The 23,198-nt window shown below is 72.4% G+C and carries 21 protein-coding genes; 14 read left to right on the top strand and 7 right to left on the bottom strand.

The window, feature by feature from the left end:
* Window positions 1-92: 92 nt before the first annotated feature.
* A complete protein-coding gene (locus GSY69_RS07190) occupies window positions 93-470 on the bottom strand; it encodes a hypothetical protein (protein ID WP_160953192.1) in 378 nt (125 codons plus the stop codon).
* A 156-nt stretch (window positions 471-626) separates the two neighbouring features.
* Here GSY69_RS07190 and GSY69_RS07185 point away from each other — a divergent pair, with 156 nt between their 5' ends.
* From GSY69_RS07185 to GSY69_RS07175, 3 genes are all read left to right on the top strand, one after another.
* A complete protein-coding gene (locus tag GSY69_RS07185) occupies window positions 627-1,922 on the top strand; it encodes a C40 family peptidase (protein ID WP_202410913.1) in 1,296 nt (431 codons plus the stop codon).
* Window positions 1,923-1,972: 50 nt separating this feature from the next.
* Window positions 1,973-3,079: a diacylglycerol/lipid kinase family protein gene (locus GSY69_RS07180; RefSeq protein ID WP_160953191.1), complete on the top strand. Its 1,107-nt coding sequence runs from the start codon at window positions 1,973-1,975 to the stop codon at window positions 3,077-3,079.
* 68 nt (window positions 3,080-3,147) lie between these two features.
* A complete protein-coding gene (locus tag GSY69_RS07175; protein ID WP_160953190.1) occupies window positions 3,148-3,702 on the top strand; it encodes an OsmC family protein in 555 nt (184 codons plus the stop codon).
* 4 nt (window positions 3,703-3,706) lie between these two features.
* Here GSY69_RS07175 and GSY69_RS07170 read toward each other — a convergent pair whose 3' ends face one another.
* On the bottom strand, window positions 3,707-4,030 hold the full coding sequence (locus GSY69_RS07170; RefSeq protein WP_160953189.1) for a putative quinol monooxygenase: 324 nt from the start codon (window positions 4,028-4,030) through the stop codon (window positions 3,707-3,709).
* Window positions 4,031-4,129: 99 nt separating this feature from the next.
* On the opposite strand from GSY69_RS07170, the gene GSY69_RS07165 reads away from it, so the two are divergent.
* Window positions 4,130-5,284 carry an FAD-dependent oxidoreductase gene (locus GSY69_RS07165; RefSeq protein WP_160953188.1) on the top strand — a complete coding sequence of 385 codons (1,155 nt, stop codon included), beginning with the start codon at window positions 4,130-4,132 and terminating at the stop codon, window positions 5,282-5,284.
* 25 nt (window positions 5,285-5,309) lie between these two features.
* Here GSY69_RS07165 and GSY69_RS15175 read toward each other — a convergent pair whose 3' ends face one another.
* On the bottom strand, window positions 5,310-5,750 hold the full coding sequence (locus GSY69_RS15175) for a LapA family protein (protein WP_160953187.1): 441 nt from the start codon (window positions 5,748-5,750) through the stop codon (window positions 5,310-5,312).
* Complete coding sequence (locus tag GSY69_RS07155; protein WP_160953186.1) at window positions 5,747-7,975, bottom strand: NADP-dependent isocitrate dehydrogenase; 2,229 nt, start codon at window positions 7,973-7,975, stop codon at window positions 5,747-5,749. The genes GSY69_RS15175 and GSY69_RS07155 overlap by 4 nt, the downstream gene beginning before the upstream one ends.
* 277 nt (window positions 7,976-8,252) lie before the next feature.
* On the opposite strand from GSY69_RS07155, the gene GSY69_RS07150 reads away from it, so the two are divergent.
* From GSY69_RS07150 to GSY69_RS07140, 3 genes are all read left to right on the top strand, one after another.
* A complete protein-coding gene (locus GSY69_RS07150) occupies window positions 8,253-8,882 on the top strand; it encodes a thymidine kinase (RefSeq protein ID WP_160953185.1) in 630 nt (209 codons plus the stop codon).
* An 86-nt stretch (window positions 8,883-8,968) separates the two neighbouring features.
* Window positions 8,969-9,748: an alpha/beta fold hydrolase gene (locus GSY69_RS07145; RefSeq protein ID WP_160953184.1), complete on the top strand. Its 780-nt coding sequence runs from the start codon at window positions 8,969-8,971 to the stop codon at window positions 9,746-9,748.
* 79 nt (window positions 9,749-9,827) lie between these two features.
* A complete protein-coding gene (locus GSY69_RS07140; protein ID WP_160953183.1) occupies window positions 9,828-10,913 on the top strand; it encodes an NADH:flavin oxidoreductase/NADH oxidase in 1,086 nt (361 codons plus the stop codon).
* A 30-nt stretch (window positions 10,914-10,943) separates the two neighbouring features.
* Here the strand turns inward: GSY69_RS07140 and GSY69_RS07135 are convergent, their stop codons facing one another.
* Window positions 10,944-11,501 (bottom strand): DMT family transporter, encoded by a 558-nt coding sequence (locus GSY69_RS07135; RefSeq protein WP_160953182.1) that lies wholly within the window; start codon window positions 11,499-11,501, stop codon window positions 10,944-10,946.
* Window positions 11,501-11,896, bottom strand: a complete 396-nt coding sequence (locus GSY69_RS07130; RefSeq protein WP_268527211.1) for a DMT family transporter — start codon at window positions 11,894-11,896, stop codon at window positions 11,501-11,503. Before GSY69_RS07130 ends, GSY69_RS07135 begins: the two co-directional genes overlap by 1 nt.
* A gap of 116 nt (window positions 11,897-12,012) precedes the next feature.
* Between GSY69_RS07130 and GSY69_RS07125 the strand changes: the two genes are divergently transcribed.
* On the top strand, window positions 12,013-12,648 hold the full coding sequence (locus tag GSY69_RS07125) for an MBL fold metallo-hydrolase (protein ID WP_160953181.1): 636 nt from the start codon (window positions 12,013-12,015) through the stop codon (window positions 12,646-12,648).
* Window positions 12,649-12,666: 18 nt separating this feature from the next.
* Here GSY69_RS07125 and GSY69_RS07120 read toward each other — a convergent pair whose 3' ends face one another.
* On the bottom strand, window positions 12,667-13,320 hold the full coding sequence (locus GSY69_RS07120; protein ID WP_160953180.1) for a PH domain-containing protein: 654 nt from the start codon (window positions 13,318-13,320) through the stop codon (window positions 12,667-12,669).
* Between the two features lie 243 nt (window positions 13,321-13,563).
* Between GSY69_RS07120 and GSY69_RS07115 the strand changes: the two genes are divergently transcribed.
* The 6 genes from GSY69_RS07115 to GSY69_RS07090 all read left to right on the top strand — a co-directional run.
* On the top strand, window positions 13,564-15,393 hold the full coding sequence (locus tag GSY69_RS07115; RefSeq protein ID WP_160953179.1) for an ABC transporter family substrate-binding protein: 1,830 nt from the start codon (window positions 13,564-13,566) through the stop codon (window positions 15,391-15,393).
* A gap of 90 nt (window positions 15,394-15,483) precedes the next feature.
* Complete coding sequence (locus GSY69_RS07110) at window positions 15,484-17,028, top strand: ABC transporter permease (RefSeq protein WP_160953178.1); 1,545 nt, start codon at window positions 15,484-15,486, stop codon at window positions 17,026-17,028.
* The gene (locus GSY69_RS07105; protein WP_160953177.1) at window positions 17,025-18,152 is read left to right on the top strand and encodes an ABC transporter permease; all 1,128 of its coding nucleotides are present in this window, start codon (window positions 17,025-17,027) and stop codon (window positions 18,150-18,152) included. The genes GSY69_RS07110 and GSY69_RS07105 overlap by 4 nt, the downstream gene beginning before the upstream one ends.
* Before the next feature lie 122 nt (window positions 18,153-18,274).
* Window positions 18,275-20,146 carry a dipeptide ABC transporter ATP-binding protein gene (locus GSY69_RS07100; protein ID WP_407925014.1) on the top strand — a complete coding sequence of 624 codons (1,872 nt, stop codon included), beginning with the start codon at window positions 18,275-18,277 and terminating at the stop codon, window positions 20,144-20,146.
* A 132-nt stretch (window positions 20,147-20,278) separates the two neighbouring features.
* Complete coding sequence (typA, locus tag GSY69_RS07095; RefSeq protein ID WP_160953175.1) at window positions 20,279-22,192, top strand: translational GTPase TypA; 1,914 nt, start codon at window positions 20,279-20,281, stop codon at window positions 22,190-22,192.
* On the top strand, window positions 22,189-23,198 hold a 1,010-nt coding region (locus GSY69_RS07090; RefSeq protein WP_160953174.1), incomplete at its 3' end, for a PIG-L family deacetylase. The genes typA and GSY69_RS07090, both read left to right, overlap by 4 nt.

Below are 23,198 nucleotides of genomic sequence, written 5' to 3'. Positions count from 1 at the left end.
GAGCCACCCCCGGACCGCACCCGAGCCGCCCGCACCGTGCCCGGACCGTGCCCGGGCTCCATCACGGCCCGCCCGGGCCCACCGCGGGGCGCTCAGGCGGCCACTGCGGCCGGGTCGCCCGCCGCGGCGGCGGCCCGGGTCACCGAGACGCTCACGGTGCCGGCGGCCGTCGTGACGGTGCCCGCGGCGGCGCGGGCGGGCGCCTCGAGCAGCGCCATGAGGTCCGGCGACGCGCCGGACCCGCCGATCGTTACCACATCGTCATCCGCGCCGTCTGCCGAGTCCGTGCCGGTCTTCGCGGACTTCGAGCCGGAGCGCACCTCGGCCTGCGGCAGCACCGCCGCGCGCACGTGGGCGATCGAGGCCGCCTGGGGCCCTCCCGCCTGCGCCGTGGCGGGCACCGCGGCCAGGCCGAGGATGCCGGCGCCGGCCGCCGCAATGCCTGCCAGGGTTGTCGTGAGCTTCTTCATCGCTGCCTGCCTAAGGGGGTGTGAGGAGTGTGTGCACCATCATGAAAGCCCCGCCGCCTGGCCCGCTGACAGGGCGCAACTGTGCCGATCCTGTGGAGCGCGGAGGTAAACTCGAGTCACTGTCCCGCTTCCCACCAGTTCTCTGGAAGGACACCGATGCACACGCGAACAATCGCGGTGCGGAGCACCATCGCCGGTGCCGTCGCCCTCGGCACGGCCCTGACGGTCCTCCCCGCCGTAGCAGCCAGTACGAACGCCCCGAGCGCGGGCACCGCCGCGGCCAGCGCCTCGGCCACCGCCACCGGCACCGCCGTCCCGGCCAATCCGAGCGCGCAGCCCACCACCGGGCCCGCCGCGAGCGGGATGCCGACGACGGGCGCGCCCGCGAGCCCCGGCCAGCCCAGCCCCGCGCAGACGGAGGACGAGGGCGGCCTCACCGCCGTCGACCGGCCCGATGTCCTGCAGCCGGCCTCGAGCGACGACTCGGCGCCGGCAGCGCCCACCGTCAAGGCCGGCCGCGGCATCTCCGCCGGCGACACGGCCTACGTGGCGGTGCCCGTCGCCACGCTGTGGAAGTCGCCGAGCGCGCCGCGCAAGGTCGACCGGCCGGCGCTGGGCAACCCCGCGGACATCGCGGCCTGGACGAAGGCGCTGAAGACCACCGAGCTGCGCCGTGGGCTCACCGGTCGCACGGAGACCCAGGCGCTCTACGGCGACGCGGTCACCGTCCTCGCGACGAAGGGCTCCTGGGCGAAGGTGGGCGTGGCCCGCGAGCCCGCGCCCGGCGCCGAGCACGGCTACGAGGCGTGGCTGCCGGCCAAGCAGCTGCTCGACAACAAGGACTACGCCGAGCAGGCCGAGTCCGCCGCGGTCGCCACCGTCACCGCGAAGGCCACCCGCCTGCGCCCGAACCCGGGGGCGAAGGACGACTCGGGCATCGAGGTGCCGCTCAACACCGAGCTGCCGGCCCTGGCCGGCACGGACGACGAGGTGCGCGTGGGCCTGCCCGACGGCTCCAAGGCGTGGGCGAAGTCCGCCGATGTGGATGTGCGCGCCCACGGCGAGCCGGTCCCGGCACCCAAGCCGGCCGAGCTCGTAGCGACCGCCAAGCAGTTCACGGGCCTCAGGTACCTGTGGGGCGGCACCTCGGCCTACGGCTTCGACTGCTCCGGCTTCACCTATTCCGTCTACCGCGCCCACGGCATCGAGCTGCCGCGCGACTCCGGCCCGCAGTTTAAGGCGGGCAAGGCGGTCTCCACGTCCGAGCTGCAGCCCGGTGACCTGCTCTTCTTCGCCCAGCCGGGCGGCACCGGCAGCGTCCACCACGTCGGCATGTACATCGGCGACGGCAAGATGATCCACGCGCCCAACGCCTCGACGTCGGTGAAGGTCTCCGACTGGCGGGACTGGGACTCGCGCGGCGAGTTCGCCGGGGCGCGCCGGTACCTGTGAGCACGCCGAACCCGTGAGCCTGCCGACCCCGTGAGCACGGGAGCCCGATCATGAGCGCGCGGCCGCGGTGGGGGATTGTCCTCAATCCCATCCACCCGGCCGCGCGCTCGCGCGTGCGGGCGCTGTGCGCGCTCCTCGACCACCGCGGCATCGCGTGGGAGCTCGCGCTCACCACGCCGGTTCGTCCGGGCGCGGCCCAGGCCGCGCGCCTGGCCGCCCGCGGGGTGCAGGCGCTTGCCGTGGTGGGCGGGGACGGCACGCTGCGCGCGTGCGCCCAGGGCCTGCTGGGCTGCGGTGAGGATGCGGCAGCCGCTGCCCCGCCCTCCTCTGCCCCCGAGGCGCCGGGCGCCGCGCCCCTGCCCGTGCTGGTGCCCATCCCCACAGGCACGGCGAACCTGTTCGCCGGGGCGCTCGGCATCACCCGGCGGACTCCGCTGGAGGCCCTGCTCGCGGCGCCGGTGCGCCGCGTGGACGCGGGGCGCGCCGAGCTGACCCGCGGCCGCGGGGACGACCACCGGGAGACGCGCATCTTCCTCACCGCGGCCGGCATGGGCCACGACGCGCGCACGATCATGCGGATGCGCCGGCGCACGGCAATCCGCGTGCTGGGACATGCGGGCACGCGGTGGCTGGCCTATCCGCTGGCCGGCGTGCCGCTGCTGGGCGCCGCACCATTCACCGCGCACGTGCGGTGGGAGGCCGCCGAGGGGGCAGGGGAGGAGGCGAGCGTGCGCGCGTGGAGCCTCCTGGCCGGCCTGGGGCCCGGGCTGCCCGCCCCGCTGCGCGCCTTCCCCGGCCGCGCCGACGACGGTGCGCTCGACCTCCTCGCCTGCTGTCCGCGCACCTCGCCGGTGGGCCGCTGGGCCGACTGGGCGGCGGTGGCCGCGAGCGCCCTGCCCGGGCGCGGCGCGGGAGGCCCCGCACTGAGGGGGCAACACTCCCGCGCCGGTGAGTCTCCCGAGCGCGCGGGCGACGCGGCGGCGGCCCGCGGGACAGGCGCGCACCCGCTGCGCCGCGCGCGGGCGCGCACCGTAGTCGTCGAGCCGCTCACACCCCAGCCCGTCCAGCTCGACGGCGAGGCGGTGCCGGGCATCGTGCGGCTGCGCGCCGAGGCGCTGCCCGGCGCGCTGCGCGCCGCCGCCCCGCGCATCCGCTGAGCGCCCGCCGCCGGGGCCGCCGCGCCCCGGCGGAGCGCTCCGAGCCGGTTCGCGGCACAATGAGCGGCATGGACGACACGCAGCCCGCCACGGGCGCAGACCCGGTGCAGCCGGATGGCCCGCGCGCGCAGCAGCGCTCCGCGGGCGGCGAACCCGGTGCGCTCAGCTCGGTGACCGTCACGCGCACGGGACCCGGCAGGCTGCGCGCGCAGGCACCCGGCGGGGCAGCCGTGGAATTCGGGACCGCGGACGGCCTGCTGAGCCCGGCGGAGCTGCTGCTCGCCGCGCTGGCCGGCTGCATGGCCGCGACCGTCGAGGAGCCGCTGAGCCGCGCGGGGGAGCCGGAGCTCCTCGAGCTCACCGCGCGCGCCCGGCACCAGAGCGGGGCCGACGGGGAGAACACCCTGGCCGACCTCGGCCTCGAAGCCCGCCTGCGGCTGGCCGCGGGGCCCGGGGGCGAGGCCCGCACCGCCGAGCGCGCCCGCCGGGTGCTCGACCTCGCCCATGAGCGCTACTGCACGGTCTCGCGGACCCTGCACCACGGCGCCGATGCGCAGCTGAGCTCCCACATCGACGTGAGCGGGACCGGCCCGGGGGCCCACGGGGAGGCGGGCGCACCGTGAGGCGTCACCCCACGGAGAGCTCGCCCATCTCCTCCCAGTCATTGCCCTCGACCTTGCGGGAGATGATGCGCGGTGTGGCCACGAGGTACTGCGGGAACTCGTCCTGCATCGTCGCGAAGTGCGCGCTGCTCACGTGCGCCGCGGCCGCCTCGTCGTCGGCGAAGCCCTCGACGAGCACGTATTCGCTCGGATCGTCCAGGCTGCGCGACCAGTCGAACCACAGGTTGCCCGGCTCCGCGCGGGTGGCCCGGGTGAACGCCGCGGACAGCTCGGGCCACGCCTGCGCATACTCCGGCTTGACGGGGAAGCGAACGACGATGAGGTACACGGCGACTCCTTTCGGCAGGCGCCCGGTGAGGCGGGCGGCCCATGGGGGCGTTGATCGGGGCTCACGGTACCAAGCCCTGTGCAAGAGCGGGTGGCGCGGATGAGCCGCGCGCAGCAGGACGGCCCGCCGCGCCCCGTGGCCAGTGGCGGTGCCGCACCGCTTCCGGATGCCGTGCGGGTCGCCGTCATCGGCGCGGGGCAGGCCGGGCTGTCCGCGGCCTACCACCTGCAGCGCAGGGGCCTGGAGTCGGGCCGGGACTTCGCGCTGCTCGACGAGAATCCGGCGCCCGGCGGGGCCTGGCAGCACCGCTGGCCCAGCCTCACGCTGTCCAACGTCAACCGCATCAACGACCTGCCGGGCCTGCCCATGGCGCAGGCGGGCATCGCGGCGGACTCGATCCGCGCCTCGGCGGCGGTGCCCGCCTATTACGCCGCCTACGAGGAGCGGCTGGGCCTGCGCGCTCACCGGCCGGTCAGCGTGGACCGGGTGCGCGAGGACGCGGGCGCGCTGCGCCTGGAGCTGCGCACTCCGGCCGGGCCGGGCGCACTGCGCGCGGACGCGGTGGTGAGCGCCACGGGCACGTGGGATCGGCCCTATGTGCCCTACTACCCGGGCGCAGCGGCGTTCGGCGGGCGGCAGCTGCACACGCACGACTACCGCTCACCGGGCGAGTTCGCCGGGCAGCGGGTGGCGGTCGTGGGCGGGGGGATCTCCGCGGTGCAGCTGCTCCAGGAGATCGCCCAGGTGGCCGAGGTCGCCTGGTTCACCCGCCGGCCGCCGGAGTTCACGGACCGGGAGTTCACCCCGGAGCTCGGCCACGCGGTCATCGCGCGCGTCGAGGAGCGGGTGCGCCGCGGTGAACGGCCCGGCTCCGTGGTCTCGAACACCGCACTGCCGCTCACCCCGGGCCTGCGCGCGGCGCGCGCGGCCGGCATCCTCACCGCCCGGCCCATGTTCGCAGCGCTCACGGGGGCCGGCGTCGTGCAGGGGCCCGGCGATGCTCGGCCGGGACAGACCGAGGCCTTCGACGCGATCCTGTGGTGCACCGGCTTCCGCTTCCGGCTCGACCACCTGGCGCCTCTGCGCCAGCGCGAGCCCGGCGGCGGGGTGCGCATGGACGGCAGGCTCGCCACCCGGGTGGCCCGCGATCACCGGATCCACCTGCCCGGCTACGGCCCCACCGCCTCGACGATCGGGGCCAACCGGGCCGGGCGGGCCGTGGCCCGCGAGCTCATGGAGCTGCTGGGGGCCTAGCGCGGGCGGGGCCCAGCGCCTCGGCTCAGCGGCCGGGCCGCGCCGCGGCCCCGGCCTGGGCCTGGGCCGCGCGCTTGCGGCGGCGGCCCACGAGGAACATGCGCGCCGAGCCGATCGCCCCGGCCAGCAGCACGCCCGCGATCGCGGCGAAGAGGATCGCGGCGCCCAGCGGCAGCGTGAAGGACCAGCCCAGGAAGTGGATGTTCGCCGGCACGTTGTTCTGCAGCACGAACACGAGCAGCAGGACGAGCAGCAGCGCGCTGATGATGAGCGCGATCCACATGCCCGTGGAGATCGGCGAGGAGCGCACGCGGGGCGCCGCCTCACCGCGCGGCCGCGGCGCCGGTGCGCCGCCGCGCCGTGCGGGCTCGCCCGTGCGGGGCGCGCCGCCGGACTCGCGCGCATCGAGCGCGTCGAGTTCGGCCAGCGCGTCGTCGCCGGAGATCGCGTCGTCGGGACGGCTCACACGTCTTCCTTCGCGAGCGTGCCGATGATCTCGTTGAGGGTCTTCGACGGCCGCATGACCGCGTTGACCTTCTCCGTGTCCGGCTCGTAGTAGCCGCCCAGCTCCACGGGCGATCCCTGGACGCCCAGGAGCTCGGCGGTGATCGTGTCCTCGTTCTCCCGCAGGCGCTTGGCGACCTCGGCGAACGCCTCGGCGAGCTCCGCGTCCTCGGTCTGCTTGGCCAGCTCCTCGGCCCAGTAGAGGGCCAGGTAGAAGTGCGAGCCGCGGTTGTCGATCTCGCCGACCGTGCGCGAGGGGGAGCGGTTCTCGTTGAGGAAGGTGCCCGTGGCCTCGTCGAGCGCCGCGGCGAGCACGCCGGCGCGCTTGTTGTCCTCCGTGTTGAGCAGGTGGCGCAGGCTCTCCGCGATCGCGAAGAACTCGCCCAGGGAGTCCCACCGCAGGTGGTTCTCCTCGAGCAGCTGCTGGACGTGCTTGGGCGCCGAACCGCCCGCTCCCGTCTCGAACAGGCCACCGCCGGCGATGAGCGGGACGACGGAGAGCATCTTCGCGCTGGTGCCCAGCTCGAGGATGGGGAAGAGGTCCGTGTTGTAGTCGCGCAGCACGTTGCCCGTCACGGAGATCGTGTCCTCCCCGCGGCGGATGCGCTCAAGGGAGAGCTTCGTGGCGGCCACCGGGTCCATGATCCGGATGTCGAGGCCGTTCGTGTCGTGCTCGCCCAGGTACTCCTCGACCTTCGCGATGAGGTTGCGGTCGTGCGCGCGGGTCTCGTCGAGCCAGAACACCGCGGGGGTCTCGGACAGGCGCGCGCGGGTCACGGCGAGCTTCACCCAGTCGCGGATCGGCACGTCCTTCGTCTGGCAGGCGCGCCAGATGTCACCGGGCTCCACGGCGTGGCTCATGAGCACGTCGCCGGCCGCGTTGACGACCTCGACCGTGCCGTCCTCGTGGATCTCGAACGTCTTGTCGTGGCTGCCGTACTCCTCGGCCTTCTGCGCCATGAGCCCCACGTTGGGCACCGAGCCCATGGTCGAGGGGTCGAACGCGCCGTTGGCCTTGCAGTCCTCGACGGTGGCCGCGTAGATGCCGGCGTAGCTGGAGTCGGGGATGACGGCCAGCGTGTCCGCCTCCTTGCCGTCCGGGCCCCACATCTTGCCGCCGATGCGGATCATCGCCGGCATCGAGGCATCGACGATGACGTCGGAGGGCACCGCGAGGTTCGAGATGCCCTTGTCGGAGTTGACCATCGCGAGCTCGGGGCCGTCGGCGAGGCCCTTCTCGATGCCCTCCTTCACGCCCGCGGCGACCTCCGGATCGAGGGCGTCGAGGCCCGCGAGGATGCCGGCCAGGCCGTTGTCCGGGGTGAGCCCCGCGGCATAGAGCTGCTCGCCGTAGCGGTCGAAGACCTCCGGGAAGAACGCCTTGATGACGTGGCCGAAGAGGATGGGGTCGGAGACCTTCATCATCGTGGCCTTGAGGTGGACGGAGAAGAGCACGCCGGCCTCCTTGGCGGCGGCGATCTGCTCCGTGAGGAACGCGTCGAGGGCCTTCGCGCTGATGAACGTCGCATCGACGACTTCACCGGCGAGGACGGGCAGCGACTCCTTGAGCACGGTCGTGCCGTGGTCGGTGACGAGCCGGATCTGGAGCGTGTCGTCGGCGTCCATGACGACGGACTGCTCGTTCGTGCGGAAGTCGTCGTGGCCCATCGTGGCCACCTGCGTCTGCGAGTCCTTCGACCACTCGCCCATCGAGTGCGGGTGGGCCTTGGCGAAGTTCTTCACGGCCTTGGGCGCGCGGCGGTCCGAGTTGCCCTCGCGCAGCACGGGGTTGACCGCGGAGCCCTTGACCCTGTCGTAGCGCGCGCGGGCGTCCTTCTCCTCGTCCGTCTTGGGCTCGTCCGGGTAGTCGGGGATCGCGTAGCCCTGGCCCTGGAGCTCCTTGACCGCGGCCTTGAGCTGCGGCACGGAGGCGGAGATGTTGGGCAGCTTGATGATGTTGGCCTCGGGGCTCTGCGTGAGCTCGCCGAGCTCCGCCAGCGCATCGTCCTGCTGGCGGTCCTGGGGCAGGTAGTCGGGGAACTGGGCGAGGATGCGGGCGGCCAGGGAGATGTCGCGGGTCTCGACCTCGACGCCGGCGGTGGTGGCGAAGGCCTCGAGGATGGGCTTGAGCGAGTGCGTCGCCATGAGCGGCGCCTCGTCGGTGCGGGTGTACATGATCTTCGCCATGGGGGTGACCACTCCAGATCTGTTGGGTGAGGACTTGGTGATTCCGCCGCCCAGTCTATTACTCGCCGCCCGCCCCGGTCCCAGTCCGCGGACGCGCGGGGCGGGCGGCCGCGGGCGGGACCGGCTGCGTGGGCCGGCCCGGCGGCGGGCCGGTAGGATCGAGCGGGCCCGCGGCCCGGGAGCGCACGTGCCTCCGGGGCGCGCAGCCGCCGAGCCCCGCGGTCAGTGGTGAGGCGCACACTGTGAGTCCGCGCACGGCGCGGGGAGGGAGCCGCCGGTGGCCAAGCTGTACTTCCGGTACGGGGCGATGAATTCGGGGAAGTCGACGGCGCTGCTGCAGGCGGCGTTCAACTACGAGGAGCGCGGGCAGCGCGTGCTGCTCGCCAAGCCCGCGATCGACACGAAGGGCGCGGCGGAGGTCGTCTCGCGCCTCGGGGTGGCGCGCACCGCGGACTTCCTCATCGGCGCGCAGGCCGATGTCGAGGAGCTGTTCGCCGACGTCGCGGGCTACGTCGACCACGATGCCCTCCTCGAGAGCCTCGACGTGCCGGTGGCGCCCGTCGCCTGCCTCCTCATCGACGAGGCGCAGTTCCTCACCCCGGCGCAGGTGGACGGCCTCATGCGGATCGCCACCCTGCGCCGCGTGCCCGTCATGTGCTACGGGATCCGCACCGACTTCCGGACCCGGGCGTTCCCGGGTTCGGCCCGGCTGCTCGAGATCGCCCACACGCTCGAGGAGCTCAAGACCATCTGCCGGTGCGGGCGCAAGGCCATGTTCAACGGCCGCCGAGTGGACGGGCGATTCGTCTTCGCCGGTGACCAGGTCGCCATCGACGGCCTCGACGTGGCCTACGAGTCGTTGTGCCCGCGCTGCTACCTGGCCGAATCAGGCGGCACGCTGGCGTAGGCGAGCTCGGTGGCAGTGGGCCCGCGGCACCTCAGCGCACCGGCCGCCGCCGTCGCCGGAGCCGCCGCCGTCGCTAGAGTGGGGCCATGCCCGCCTACACGCTCGTCAACGAACCCGCCCCCGAAGCCCCGCTGCTGGTCCTCGGCCCGCCGCTGGGCACCTCGGCGGAGGTGTGGGCAGGCGTCGCCTACCGCTTCGCCGACGACTACACGGTCGCCCTGCTCGACCTGCCCGGCCACGGCCAGGACGCCGCGCGCGCGGACCGGGTGCCGGACTCGCTGACCGTCGAGGACATCGCCGCCGGGGCCGTGGCCGTCGCGGACGAGCTGGGCCGCGAGCGCTTCCACTACGCCGGGTGCTCGATCTCCGGCGGCGCCGGCCTGGTGCTCGGCGCCGAGCACGCGCACCGCCTCGCCTCCCTGAGCGTGCTGTGTGCGGGCCCCCGCTTCGGCACCCCCGAGGCATGGGAGGCGCGGATCGCCGACGTCGCCGCCGACGGCACCGGCTCCCTCATCCCGGACACCGCGGACCGCTGGTTCGCCGCGGGCTTCGTCGACGAGGACATCGCCGCCGGTCCCATGGTGCTCGAGATGCTGCGCCGCACCGACGACCGCGCCTACATCGCCTGCTGCCGGGCGCTCGCCCGCTTCGATGCGGACGCCCGCGTCGAGTCGATCGCCGCGCCCGCGCTCTTCCTCGCCGGCGCGCAGGACCTGGGCAACACGCCCGAGGACATGGAGGCGCTCGCGGCCCGGGTCGAGGGAGCCTCCTTCGCCGTCATCCCGGATGCGGCTCACCTCGTCATGGTCGAGCACCCGGAGCTCGTCGCCGAGCGCCTCGAGCGCCACCTCGCAGCCCACGACTGAACCGCTGCACGTCACCACCGCCTCGCGCGGTTCCGCCGACCCACCGCGGCCCGCCGCCGCACCCTCGAGAGGACGCCCCATGCCCACCGCACCCCGCCTGTTCGAGCCCATCGCCCTGCGCGGCCTGAGCGTGCGCAACCGCGCGTGGCTCGCCGCCATGTGCCAGTACTCGTGCGAGGCCCGCGACGGCATGCCCGGCGACTGGCACCTCGTGCACCTGGGCGCCCGCGCCCAGGGCGGCTTCGGCCTCATCATCACGGAGGCGTCCGCCGTCGCGCCCGAGGGGCGGATCTCCCCGCAGGACGCGGGCATCTGGAACGACGAGCAGGCCGGCGCGTGGGCCCGGATCGTCGACTTCGTCCACGGGCAGGGGGCCGCGATCGGGGTGCAGCTCGCCCACGCCGGGCGCAAGGCCAGCACCTATCGGCCGTTCGCAGGCGAGCCCACGGGCACGGTCCCCGCCGCGGAGGGCGGCTGGCAGTCTGTTGGTCCCAGCACCGTCGCCTACCCGGGGCTGGCGGAGCCGGCCGAGCTGGACGCGGCCGGGATCGCCGAGGTCGTGGCCGCGTTCGCCGCCGGCGCGCGCCGAGCGATGCGGGCCGGCTTCGACACCGTGGAGATCCACGCCGCCCACGGCTACCTGCTCCACCAGTTCCTCTCCCCGCTGTCGAACCGCCGGGCCGATGCCTACGGCGGGGACCTCGCCGGCCGCTCGCGCCTGCTCTTCGAGGTCATCGCGGCAGTGCGGGAGGCCGTCGGCGACGACGTGCCCGTGCTCGTGCGGATCTCCGCGAGCGAATGGGTCGACGGCGGCTTCGGCATCGACGAGGCCGTCGAGCTCAGCGTCCTCATGCAGGAAGCCGGGGTCGACCTCGTCGACGTCTCCTCCGGCGGCAACGTCCCCGCCGACATCCCCGTGGGCCCCGGCTATCAGGTCCCACTGGCCGGGGAGATCGCCGCCGCGGGCGCCGCGGTGGGTGCGGTGGGGCTCATCACGAGCCCCCAGCAGGCGGAAACGCTGCTCGTCACGGGCGAGGCAGACGTGGTCCTCCTGGCGCGCGCGGCGCTCCGCGAGCCCTCGTGGCCCCAGCGGGCTGCCCACGAGCTTGGCCTCGACTGGCGCGCCGCCCCGTACCCGCCGCAGTACACGCGCGGCGCGTGGTGAGGCTGCGGCGGCCCTGACGGCAGTGCCGCCTCAGGCCGTGTCCGGGCCGTGCTGGTCCGGTGCCTCGGCGCCGGGTGCTGCTGCACCGTGAGGTGCTTTGCCACTTCGCAGCGCTGCGTCACGGTGGGGTGCTGCGTCATCGCCGGGTGCTGTGTCACGGTGGGGCGCTGCCCGACCGCCTGCTGCACGGGCCTCCCGAGGCCCCGCCCCGCGGCCGGCGGTGAGCTGGAGGCCGGCCACCGCCACGACGATGACGGCGATGCCCGCCGCCCTGCCGAAGGAGAACGGCTCGCCGTCCGCAAAGCCCCACGCGGCGGTGAGCGCGGCGCCCAGGCCGGTCCACATCGCGTAGGCGGTCCCCATGGGAATGGTGCGCATCGCCCAGGCCAGGCCCGCGAAGGAGGCGAAGAGCGCGCAGCCGAACGCGATCCCGGCCGTCGCGGAGCGCAGCCCGCCGCCGAGCGCGTGGGCCCAGACCGCCTCGCACGCGGCGGCGAGCACGAGGACCGCGAGCACCGCGGGACGGCTGCGCGCCAGTGCGCCGATGCGGCCGCGCGCCCCGGCGGCCGGGCGCTCGCGCCGGCCCATCAGCTCACCGCCTTGAGCCCGACGACGCCGCCCAGCAGCATGACGACCAACCCCGCGCGCAGCAGCGTGAGGCGGTCCTGGCCGCGCGCCACGCTGAGGCCGAAGGTCGCGGCGGCGCCCACGCCCACCCAGACCGCGTAGCCGACGGAGACGGGGATGGCGCTCAGCGCCCAGGCGAGCCCGCCCATGGAGACGCCGGCGCCCACGAGGAAGAGCCCCGCACGCAGCAGAAGCTGGCGGCCGCGCAGCGCGAGGGCCAGGGCCCACAGGGGCTCACCGAGCCCGGAGAGGATGAGGACGAACCACAGCATGTCTGCCTTCCGGCCGTCTTTGCGCTGGGCGGGTACGGCTCCCTCGTCCGCGGCGCGGCTGCGCGCCTGCCCCCAGGCTGTCACATCCGCGCGCTAGGGTGAAGCCTGCGGCAGCGGCGCCCGGGGATCCACGCGGTGCCTGCCGCGGCCCACGCCCCGAGCCCCGCGCAGCGACGCGCCGGGACCCCACCGGAGGAAGCATGGAACAGCTCGAACTCGCCGACGTCACGATCCGCTGGATCTCCGTGTCCGACATGGCCAACAACGTCTACCTCATCACCGCGAACGCCTCCGGGCAGCAGGTCCTCATCGACGCCGCCGATGACGCGGACGCGATCGCGGACCTCATCGCCGCGGGCTCCGGCCGGCCGCTCACCGCGGTGCTCACGACCCATCGCCACTGGGACCACGTGCGCGCGCTCGCGGAGGTCGCCGGCGAGGGAGTCACCGCGTACGCCGGCGCCGCGGATGCGGAGGCGATCGAGGCGGAGACCGGGGCGGTCATCGACGTGCCGGTCAACCACGCCGAGGTGCTCGACTTCGACGGCTTCTCGCTCGAGGCGATCGCCCTGCGCGGGCACACGCCGGGCTCCATCGCGTTCCTCCTGCGCGACTCCTCGGGCAGGGAGGTGCTCTTCTCCGGCGACTCGCTGTTCCCGGGCGGGCCCGGCAAGACGTGGAGCGAGGCGGACTTCGCCTCGCTCATGGACGACCTGGGGGACCGGGTCTTCGCCCGGCTGGACGACGCCGTGACGGTGCTGCCCGGCCACGGGGAGGGCACGACGCTGGGCGCCGAGCGCCCGCACCTGGCGCAGTGGCGCGAGCGCGGCTGGTGAGCCGGCGCGCCCGCGTCCTCAGACGGCGCTGAGCGCGATCCCCGCCCACGCCAGCGCGGCCGCGAAGGCGGCAAGGGTGCCCCAGTGCCAGTGCGTCTCGATGCCCTGCGCCCGAGGCGCGGCGCCGGACGCCGCGAGGCGGCGGTAGTCGAGGACGCGCTGCAGGCTGGGCGGCATGTGCGGCCGCAGCTCGCCGCGCAGGCTCCGGCCGGTGGGAATGGGGGCGGGCGCGGACTGCCCACCGGCCCCGCCCGCGCCGGCGTTCGCCTCGGAGCCGCGGGCAACCGCGCGCCGGCCGGCGGCCGGCAGCGCCCACGCGGCGAGCGCTCGCCCGCCCACCGTGTTCACCCGCAGCCCGAAGCGCACATCGAAGTCGCGCACCTCGGCCCAGGGGATCCGGGCGGTGCGCACGACGTCGACGAAAGTGAGTGCGTCCGGGTCGAGTTCCACCCGGGGACGCCAGTAGAGCGCCCAGGCGAGGACTCCGACGAGGATGGGGAAGCCCAGGAGGGCCAGGGCGCGGGGGAGCGGGACGCTGAGTAACAGCGCGATTGCGACGACAGCCGCCACCGCGCCCGCCCCGACCGCCAGCACCCGCGCGCGGTGCGTGCGAACGGCCTCGGGCGCGGCGCGGGGCCCGCCCGTCGGCTCGTACACCGGGTGCTCTGACATGCGGCTGAGTCTAGTGGGGCCGCTGCCGGCCCGCGATGTGCGCGCCTCAAGCACGCTTGGTAACAATCGGGTCACAACGTCCAGAGTGTGGACCCGGTCACGTCCCCAGGGCTTACCGTTATGGGCAGTCCATGCAACATGCATGAGGCGTTCACGGTTTTCCCATTCTGGGAGGCGCGCGGGCGCCGGAACGACTTCCACCGCGGACTGCGCAGTCCGCGCGTCCTGACGAATGGAGAACACGTGAAGAAGCACCTCCTCACCGCCGGAGCCGGAGTGCTCGCCACGGCTATGCTGCTGTCCGCCTGCAGCCCCAACAACGGCGCCGACTCGTCGGATGAGGGCGGCTCGGGCAACCAGGACGCCGAAGTCAAGGTCATGTGGAACCAGCCGTTCTTCTCGATGAACAATGAGTCCAACACCGGCAACGCCACGGCGAACTCGAATCTCGTGTACATGATGAACGACTCCTTCAAGTACTACGACCCGGATCTGAAGCTTCAGGAGAACGAGGGCTTCGGCAAGATCGAGAAGGTCTCGGACGACCCGCTGAAGGTCAAGTACACGATCGGCGACAAGGCCAAGTGGTCCGACGGCACGCCGTACTCGGCGGCGGACCTCGTGCTGGCCTGGGGTGCTCGTAGCGGGAACTTCAACACGAAGGATGCGGACAAGGCGTCTGACGACGAGGGCAACGTCAAGAAGCAGAAGGGCGAGAACGTCGTCTTCAATGCTGCGGACCCCCAGGTGGCGCGGATCAAGGACTTCCCGGAAATCAGCTCGGACAACAAGGAAGTGACCTTCAGCTACCCGAAGCCGTTCGCGGACTGGGAGGCGAACCTGGCTCTCACGGATGGCGGCCTGCCCGCGCACATCGTCGCGAAGAAGGCCCTGGGCACCGACGACGCCCAGAAGGGCAACGACGCGGTCCTCAAGGCGTTCAAGGACAAGGACAACAAGTCGCTGACGAAGATCGCGAACACGTGGAACACCGGCTTCGACTTCACGAAGCTGCCCAGCGACAAGGACCTCCTCGTCACCACCGGCCCCTACGAGATGACCGAGTACAAGGAGAACCAGTACGTCACCCTGACGCGCCGGGACAACTACGAGGGTGACCGCAAGCCCAATATCAAGAAGGTCACGGTTCGCTACAACGAGGACCCGACCGCCGCGGTCCAGGCGCTGCAGAACGGCGAGGTCGACGCGATCCAGCCGCAGGCCACCGCGGACATCCTCAAGCAGGTCCAGGGGATCGACGGCGTCAAGACGGACACCGGCGACGACGCGACCTACGAGCACGTCGACCTGGCGATGGCCAACGGCGGGCCCTTCGACCCGAAGACCTATGGCGGGGACGCCGCGAAGGCCAAGAAGGTCCGCCAGGCGTTCCTCAAGGCGATGCCGCGCGAGAAGATCGTCAACGACATCATCAAGCCGCTCAACGACTCCGCGAAGGTCCGCAACTCCTTCATCCAGGTCCCGGGCTCGCCGAGCTACGACCAAATCGTCAAGGAAAACGGCATCGAGCAGATGTACGGTCAGCAGGACCTCGAGGGGGCCAAGAAGCTGCTCCAGGAGGCCAGCGCCTCGAAGCCCAAGGTGCGCGTCATGTACGCGAAGGACAATGCGCGCCGCCAGCAGGAGTTCCAGCTCATCAAGGAGGCCGGCGACCAGGCGGGCTTCGAGGTCGTCGACGGCGGCGACGCGCAGTGGAGCGAGCACCTGCCCGACACGAGCCGCTACGATGCCTCGCTGTTCGGCTGGCAGTCGACTTCGACGACGGTGACGGAGTCGGAGGCCAACTTCACGTCAACCGGACAGAACAACTTCGGCAAGTACTCGAACAAGGACGTCGACAAGCTCTACGATCAGCTCGGCCAGGAGCTCGATACGGGCAAGCAGGCGGAGCTCGAGGGCCAGATCGAGAAGCATCTCGTCGACGACGCCTTCGGCATCACGCTCTTCCAGTTCCCGTCGATCACCTCGTACCGCGAGCAGCTCTCGGGCATCGACAACATCACGGTTGCCCCCACCCTGTTCTGGAACTACTACGAGTGGAAGATGCAGTAAGGCGAAGCGGAGCTGCGTGACTCATCGTCCCCGCGTTGGGCGGGGCGGCCTGCGGGCCGCCCCGCCTGAGGCGTGTCAGAGAGAATCCCTATGATCAAATTCCTCGCCAAGCGGATCGCGTCGTCGGTGCTCGTCCTCATCGTCGTGACGTTCCTGCTCTACGTGCTCACCGACCTCGCCATCGACCCCCTGCAGGAGCTGCGCACCTCGACGTCTCCGAACAAGGAGGCCGACATGGCGGCGCGGACCCAGCAGCTCCACCTCGACGTGCCCTCGCCGCTGCGCTACCTGTGGTGGCTGGGCGGCGTGGGCGGCTGCTTCATCGGCCGCTGCAACCTGGGCTCATCGTGGAAGACCCACCAGACGGTCCTCGACATGCTTCCCGGCGCCGTGGGCACCTCGCTCAAGCTCGTCTTCGCCGCGACGATCGTCGCGATCCTCATCGGCGTGGTCGTGGGCCTCATCTCCGCGCTGCGGCAGTACACGACGTTCGACTACGTCATCACGTTCGTCACGTTCCTCATGTACTCGCTGCCGGTGTTCTGGGTGGCCGTGCTCCTCAAGCAGTACGGCTCCATCAGCTTCAACAACTACCTCCAGCACCCCCGGCCCAACTGGCCGCTCATCATCGTCATCTCGATCGCCGCGGGGCTGTTCTGGATGGGCGCGATGGCGGGCTCGCTGCGCCGGCGGCTCATCAACCTCGCGGCGGCCACGGTCATCACGTTCGCGGCGCTCACCTACGTCTTCACCTCGGGCTGGCTGCAGCACCCCGGCCTGGGGCTCGTGGGCTCGCTCGTCATCGCGCTAGGCGCCGCCGTCCTCGTCACCCACCTGTCGACGGGCCTGAACAACCGCCGCTCCCTCTATGCGGCCCTCACCACGGCCGTGGTCATGGGCGGCGCCGTCTACTACGGGATGCAGTGGTTTTATCACTTCTACAACCCCACGGTGTGGCTCATCGCCCTCCTGACGATCCTCGCGATCGCGGTGGGCGTGGGCATCGGCCTGGCCTTCGGCGGGCCGGACAAGTGGCAGTCGGCCCGCACGGCGGGCATCGTCGCCCTCATCGCCGGCGTCGTCATCTTCATCGACCAGGCCATGCAGTACTGGGCGAAGTACTCGAAGATGTCGCAGATCTCCGGGCGCCCCATCCGTACGATCGGCGCGGGGGAGCCGGGCCTCGAGGGCAACTTCTGGATCCACACGGTGGACAACTACACCCACCTCATCCTGCCGTCGATCGCCCTCATCCTCATTTCGTTCGCCACGTACACGCGCTATACGCGCGGGTCGATGCTCGAGGTGATGAACCAGGACTACATCCGCACCGCACGGGCCAAGGGCCTGAGCGAGCGCACGGTCATCATGCGTCACGCGATGCGCAATGCGCTGCTGCCGCTCGCGGCGGTCGTGCCCGTCGACCTCATGACGATCATCGGCGGCGCGGTCATGACCGAGACCGTCTTCGGCTGGTCGGGGATGGGCAAGATGTTCGCCGACGGCCTGCACCAGGCCGATATCGACCCGATCATGGCCTACATCCTCATCGTCGGCATCCTATCCATCCTCGCGAACGTCGTGGCCGACTTCGTCTACGGAATCCTCGATCCCAGAATTCGGGTGACAGCATGAGCGCACCACTTCAGGACCCCTCCGTCAGCGAGGGCGCACTGCCGGACACGAGCGGCTCGATCGAGGGCCGCGAGACCGCGGGGATGTCGCAGGGCCAGATCGTCCTGCGCAAGTTCCTCCGCCACCAGGGCGCGATGATCAGCCTGGTGCTGCTCATCATCGTCATCGTCTTCTCCTTCACCGCGGTGGGCATGGGCCCGATCCCGGGCTGGTGGAAGTACAACTTCTACAACAGCTCCGACGTCATGAACGGCGGCGCGCCCACGTGGCACCTGTCCAACCCGTTCTCGCTGGGCGAGCACCCGTTCGGCCAGGACGACATCGGCCGCGACAACTTCGCTCGCGTGCTCAAGGGCGTGCAGGTGTCGATCCTCATGATGCTCATCATGGGCGCCACCCTGCTCGTCGTCGGCGTCGTCGTGGGCGCGCTGGCCGGCTACTACCGCGGCTGGGTCGACAACGCGCTCATGCGCGTGACCGACGGCTTCATCATGCTGCCCACGATCGTCGTGGGCGCGATCCTCGGCGTGCTCGCCGGCCACCTCGCCAACCCGCCGCTGCTGGCGTTCGTGCTGGGCCTCATCCTGTGGCCCACCCTGGCACGTCTCGTGCGCGGCGACTTCCTCTCCCTGCGCGAGCGGGAGTTCGTCGACTCGGCCCGCGTGGCCGGGGCCAGCGACTTCCGGATCATGTTCAAGCACATGCTGCCCAACGCCATGGGCGTCGTCATCGTCAACACGACGCTCATGATGAGCCAGGCGATCGTGCTGGAGACGGCGCTGAGCTTCCTGGGCTTCGGTGTCCACGCCCCGGACGTCTCGCTTGGCCAGCTCATCAACGAATACCAGGGCTCGTTCGCCACCCGCCCCTGGCTGTTCTGGTGGCCCGGCCTGTTCATCATCATCGTGGCGCTCGCGGTGAACTTCATCGGCGACGGCCTGCGCGATGCCTTCGACCCGCGCCAGCGCAAGATCCCCTCGGCCCGCAAGATGGCCAGGGCCGACCGCCTGCTGGCGAGCTCCGCGAACCTCGCGGGCCCGTTCACGCCCGGCGGCACGGGAGACGGCAGCACGCGCGGCGAGCGGCGCCGGAGCATCGACGACGAGCGGAAGGACGGCCAGTGAGCACGGCAGAGAACGCGCAGGGCAGCACCGGCGCGCAGGGCAGCACTGGCGCACAGGGCAGCACTGGCGCACAGTCCGGCGCCGGCGGCAAGAAGCCGATCCTCACCGTCCGCGGCCTGGGCGTGCGGTTCTGGGTGGGCGACGAGTGGTTCACCGCCGCCGAGGACCTCGACTACACGCTCCATGCCGGCGAGGTGCTGGCGATCGTGGGTGAGTCCGGGTCCGGGAAGTCCCAGTCGTCGATGTCGCTCATCGGGCTGCTGCCGCCCAACGGGCGCGCCAGCGGCTCGGCCAAGCTGGGCGACCGGGAGCTCATCGGGATGCCCCAGGAGCAGATGCGCGGCATCCGGGGCAAGGAGATCTCCGTGATCTTCCAGGAGCCCATGACCGCGCTCAACCCGGTATACACCGTGGGCTTCCAGATCGTCGAGACGCTGCGCACCCACTTCAACGTGGGCCCGGCGGAGGCCAAGGAGCGCGCGCTCGAGCTCATGCGGCTCGTCGAGATCCCGGACTACGAGCGCCGCTTCGACCATTTCCCCCACCAGCTCTCCGGCGGCCAGCGCCAGCGCATCATGATCGCCCAGGCGCTCGCCTGCGATCCCCACCTGCTCATCGCCGACGAGCCCACAACGGCCCTCGACGTCACGGTCCAGGCGGAGATCCTCAAGCTCATGCGCGACCTGCGCGAGCGGATCGACTCGGGCATCATCCTCATCACCCACGACATGGGCGTGGTGGCGGACATGGCCGACTACATCCTCGTCATGCGCAACGGGCGCGCCGTGGAGGCCGGCACCGCCGCGCAGATCTTCGGCGACCCGCAGCACGACTACACGAAGCAGCTGCTGGCCTCCGTGCCCCACCTGGGCGGTGGCAGCGAGACGACGTTCGGCTCGAGTGCCGAGGACGTCGAGGTCGTCGCCCAGACGCTGGCCGCCGAGCGCGGCGAGGGCCCCGCGGATGCCCCCGCCTCGGGCGCCTCGGCCGCCGCGGGCGGAGCCGCTGGAACCGCGGCCCCCACTGCGGAGGGCTCCCACGCCGCAGGCGAGCCCGGAGCATCCGGCGGTCAGGCGTGGCGCCCGGCGTCCGTCTCGCTTGACTCGACGGAGACGATCTACCACCCGGGCTCGGAGGCCGAGCTGACGGGCGAGCCCGCCCTGCGGCTGACCGACGCCGCGGTGGAGTACCCGAAGGTGGGCCGCACGCCGGCCTTCCGGGCGGCCCACCACGTCAACCTCACGATCGCCCCCGGCGAGGTCGTGGGCCTCGTGGGCGAGTCCGGCTCCGGCAAGACGACGATCGGCCGCGCGGCGCTGGGCCTGCTGCCCGTCGTCGAGGGCACGATCGAGATCAACGGCGTCGACATCACGGGCATGAGCTCGAAGCAGCTGCGCCAGTACCGGCGCGATGTGGGCATCGTCTTCCAGGATCCCGGCTCCTCGCTCAACCCCCGCCTGCCGGTGGGCGAGAGCATCGGGGAGCCGCTCTACCTCCACGACGGGCTCAAGGGCGCCGAGCTGAGCTCCCGGGTGGAGGGCCTGCTCGAATCGGTCGAGCTGCCCACCTCCATGCGCAACCGCTATCCGCACGAGCTCTCCGGCGGCCAGCGCCAGCGCATCGGCATCGCCCGGGCGCTCGCGCTCAAGCCGCGCCTGCTCATCGCCGACGAGCCGACCTCCGCCCTCGACGTCTCCGTCCAGGCGAAGGTCCTGGCGCTGTTCAGCCAGCTCCAGGAGGAGTACGGCTTCGCCAGCCTCTTCATCACCCACGACCTCGCGGTCGTGGAGATGCTGTCGAACCGGATCGCGGTCATGCGCCACGGCTACCTCGTGGAGGTGGGCCCCTCGAGCGACATCGTGTCCCACCCAGTCCACCCGTACACCCAGCGGCTCATCGCGGCCGTGCCCGTGCCGGACCCCGACGAGCAGCGCCGCCGCCGCGAGGCGCGCGATGCGATGCTCGTCGCGGCCAGCGAGGACCTCGCCGGCTGAGGCGCGGGGCAGCGGCGGCGCGGGCCCGGCTGGGCGAATCCCGGCGGGCCCCTATACTGGTGGGGTTGGGCGCGCCTGCCGCGCCGTCTTCGCGGCGCCCCGCCGCCTCTGCCTCATCCAGTAAGGGAATCGATGACTGACAATTCTTCGCGCCGTTCCGACCTCCGCAACGTGGCCATCGTCGCGCACGTCGACCACGGCAAGACCACGCTCGTGGACGCCATGCTGCGCCAGACGGGCGTGTTCGGCGACCACGGCGAGGTCGCGGACCGCGTCATGGACTCCGGCGACCTGGAGCGCGAGAAGGGCATCACGATCCTCGCGAAGAACACCTCGGTGCTCTACAACGGCCCCTCGGCCGGGGACCAGCCCATCGTCATCAACGTCATCGACACCCCGGGCCACGCCGACTTCGGCGGCGAGGTGGAGCGCGGCCTGTCCATGGTCGACGGGGTCGTCCTCCTCGTCGACGCCTCCGAGGGCCCGCTGCCCCAGACCCGCTTCGTGCTGCGCAAGGCGCTGGCCGCGAAGCTGCCGGTCATCCTCGTCATCAACAAGACCGACCGCCCCGACGCGCGCATCGACGAGGTCGTCGAGGAGACCCAGGACCTGCTCCTGGGCCTGGCCAGCGACCTCTCCGAGGACCACCCGGACCTCGACGTCGACGCGGTGCTCGACGTCCCCACGGTCTACGCCGCCGCGAAGGTGGGTGCCGCCTCCACGACCCAGCCCGCCGACGGCGACGCGCCTGCCAATGACAACCTCGAGCCGCTCTTCGCCACGATCCTCGAGCACATCCCGGCCCCGGAGATCAACGACGACGACGTCCTCCAGGCCCACGTGACGAACCTCGACGCCTCGCCGTTCCTGGGCCGCCTCGCGCTCCTGCGCATCTACGGCGGCACCCTGCGCAAGGGCGCCCAGGTGGGCTGGGCGAAGTCCGACGGCACGATCGCGCAGGCGAAGGTCTCCGAGCTCCTCGAGACGCAGGGCCTCAAGCGCGTGCCCGCGGAGTCCGCGAAGGCCGGCGACATCGTCGCGATCGCGGGCATCCCGGAGATCATGATCGGCGATACGATCACCGACCTCGAGAACCCCAAGCCCATGCCGCCCATCACGGTGGACGAGCCCGCGATCTCCATGACGGTGGGCATCAACACCTCGCCGCTGGCCGGCCGGGAGAAGAACACGAAGGTCACGGCCCGCATGGTCAAGGACCGCCTCGACCAGGAGCTCGTGGGCAACGTCTCGCTGCGCGTGCTGCCCACCGAGCGCCCCGATGCGTGGGAGGTCCAGGGCCGCGGCGAGCTGGCACTGGCCATCCTCGTCGAGCAGATGCGCCGCGAGGGCTTCGAGCTCACCGTCGGCAAGCCGCAGGTCGTCACCCGCGAGATCGACGGAGTCCTCTCCGAGCCCATGGAGCACATGACGATCGACGTCCCCGAGGAGCACCTGGGCGCCGTCACCCAGCTCATGGCCGCGCGCAAGGGCAGCATGGAGACCATGTCGAACCACGGCACCGGCTGGGTGCGCATGGAGTTCAAGGTCCCCGCCCGCGGGCTCATCGGCTTCCGCACCCGCTTCCTCACCGAGACCCGCGGCACCGGCATCGCCAACTCCATCAGCGCGGGCTACGCCCCGTGGGCCGGCGCGATCGAGTTCCGCACCGCGGGCTCCATGGTCGCCGACCGCGCCGGCGTCGTGACCCCCTACGCCATGATCAACCTGCAGGAGCGCGGCACGTTCTTCGTCGAGCCCACCAGCGAGGTCTACGAGGGCCAGGTCGTGGGCGAGAACTCGCGCGCCGATGACATGGACGTCAACATCACGAAGGAGAAGAAGCTGACGAACATGCGCTCGTCGACGGCGGACACCTTCGAGAACCTCACGCCGCCGCGCAGGCTCACGCTCGAGGAGAGCCTCGAGTTCGCCAACGACGACGAGTGCGTCGAGGTCACGCCCGGCGCCGTGCGCATCCGCAAGGTCGCGCTCGACGCGAAGGAGCGCCAGAAGCTGTTCAACGCGCGCCGCCGCCAGAACGCATGAGCGCTGCCGCCCGCAGCGGCCCGGTGCGCGCGCTGTTCGTCCACGCCCATCCGGACGACGAGTCGATCACGACGGGCGGCACGATGGCCCAGCTCGTGGACGCGGGCGCCCAGGTCACGCTGCTCACCGCCTCGCGCGGGGAGGGCGGCGAGGTGATCGGCGCCGCGCACCAGCACCTCGAGGGCGATCGCGCGGGCCTGGCCGCGCACCGCGAGGGGGAGCTGGCCCGCGCGATGGCGGCGCTCGGGGTGGCCGATCACCGCTTCCTCGCCTCCGTGGCCGGCCGCTTCGAGGACTCCGGCATGGAGTGGGGCCCCGATGGCCACGCCCGGGCCCCGCGGCACATGCCCCCCGGCGCCCTGTGCCGCGCACCCGCCGAGGCGCCCGCCGCGCTCATCCGCGCGGTCGTCGAGGAGATCCGCCCGCACCTCGTCATCACGTACGCCGCCGATGGCGGCTACGGCCACCCGGACCACCGGCGCGTCCACGAGGCGGTCGTGGCCGCGCTCGCGGGCCTGCGCGGGCGCATCGAGCCCACGCTGCTCTTCGTCGAGACCCCGGCCGAGGCCGTGGCCGCCGCGTTCGATCCGACACGGCCCGGGTTCGAGCTCACCGGCTTCGACCCCGCCCCGGCGCCCGCGAACTTCCCGGCGCAGGCGCCCATCGCGGTCGCCCAGGACGTCTCCGCCGTGCTGGGGCGCAAGGCCATGGCGATGGCCGCCCACGCCACCCAGATCACCGTCGCCGGTGAGTTCTTCGCGCTCTCGAACAACCTGGGCCAGGCGATCGGCGCCGTCGAGTACTTCTCCCACGCCGCCTACCCGGGGCCCGAGCCCATGCCCGGCGCGCCGTACGCCTCCGTCCTCGACGTCGCCGCCCCGGACGCGGCGGTCGGAGGGGATTTCGCAGAGCGCGGGGCCGAGACCGAGCGCGGGGCCGCACCGGACCTGGCCGCCGGTCCGCGCGGCGCAGCGGGCACCGGGGCCTCGGCCGCGGCCGAGGGGCC

This window comes from Brevibacterium rongguiense, assembly GCF_009857845.1.
GTDB lineage: Bacteria > Actinomycetota > Actinomycetes > Actinomycetales > Brevibacteriaceae > Brevibacterium > Brevibacterium rongguiense.
Note: the sequence above shows the minus strand (reverse complement) of the source record. Positions and strands in the feature narration are given on the sequence as shown.

Bases quoted from the DNA above. Each gene is read 5' to 3' on its own strand.
- GSY69_RS07190 (WP_160953192.1), bottom strand. From the start codon at position 470: ATGAAGAAGCTCACGACAACCCTGGCAGGCATTGCGGCGGCCGGCGCC.
- GSY69_RS07185 (WP_202410913.1), top strand. From the start codon at position 627: ATGCACACGCGAACAATCGCGGTGCGGAGCACCATCGCCGGTGCCGTC.
- GSY69_RS07180 (WP_160953191.1), top strand. From the start codon at position 1,973: ATGAGCGCGCGGCCGCGGTGGGGGATTGTCCTCAATCCCATCCACCCG.
- GSY69_RS07175 (WP_160953190.1), top strand. From the start codon at position 3,148: ATGGACGACACGCAGCCCGCCACGGGCGCAGACCCGGTGCAGCCGGAT.
- GSY69_RS07165 (WP_160953188.1), top strand. From the start codon at position 4,130: ATGAGCCGCGCGCAGCAGGACGGCCCGCCGCGCCCCGTGGCCAGTGGC.
- GSY69_RS07155 (WP_160953186.1), bottom strand. From the start codon at position 7,975: ATGGCGAAGATCATGTACACCCGCACCGACGAGGCGCCGCTCATGGCG.
- GSY69_RS07145 (WP_160953184.1), top strand. From the start codon at position 8,969: ATGCCCGCCTACACGCTCGTCAACGAACCCGCCCCCGAAGCCCCGCTG.
- GSY69_RS07140 (WP_160953183.1), top strand. From the start codon at position 9,828: ATGCCCACCGCACCCCGCCTGTTCGAGCCCATCGCCCTGCGCGGCCTG.
- GSY69_RS07135 (WP_160953182.1), bottom strand. From the start codon at position 11,501: ATGGGCCGGCGCGAGCGCCCGGCCGCCGGGGCGCGCGGCCGCATCGGC.
- GSY69_RS07125 (WP_160953181.1), top strand. From the start codon at position 12,013: ATGGAACAGCTCGAACTCGCCGACGTCACGATCCGCTGGATCTCCGTG.
- GSY69_RS07120 (WP_160953180.1), bottom strand. From the start codon at position 13,320: ATGTCAGAGCACCCGGTGTACGAGCCGACGGGCGGGCCCCGCGCCGCG.
- GSY69_RS07110 (WP_160953178.1), top strand. From the start codon at position 15,484: ATGATCAAATTCCTCGCCAAGCGGATCGCGTCGTCGGTGCTCGTCCTC.
- GSY69_RS07105 (WP_160953177.1), top strand. From the start codon at position 17,025: ATGAGCGCACCACTTCAGGACCCCTCCGTCAGCGAGGGCGCACTGCCG.
- typA (WP_160953175.1), top strand. From the start codon at position 20,279: ATGACTGACAATTCTTCGCGCCGTTCCGACCTCCGCAACGTGGCCATC.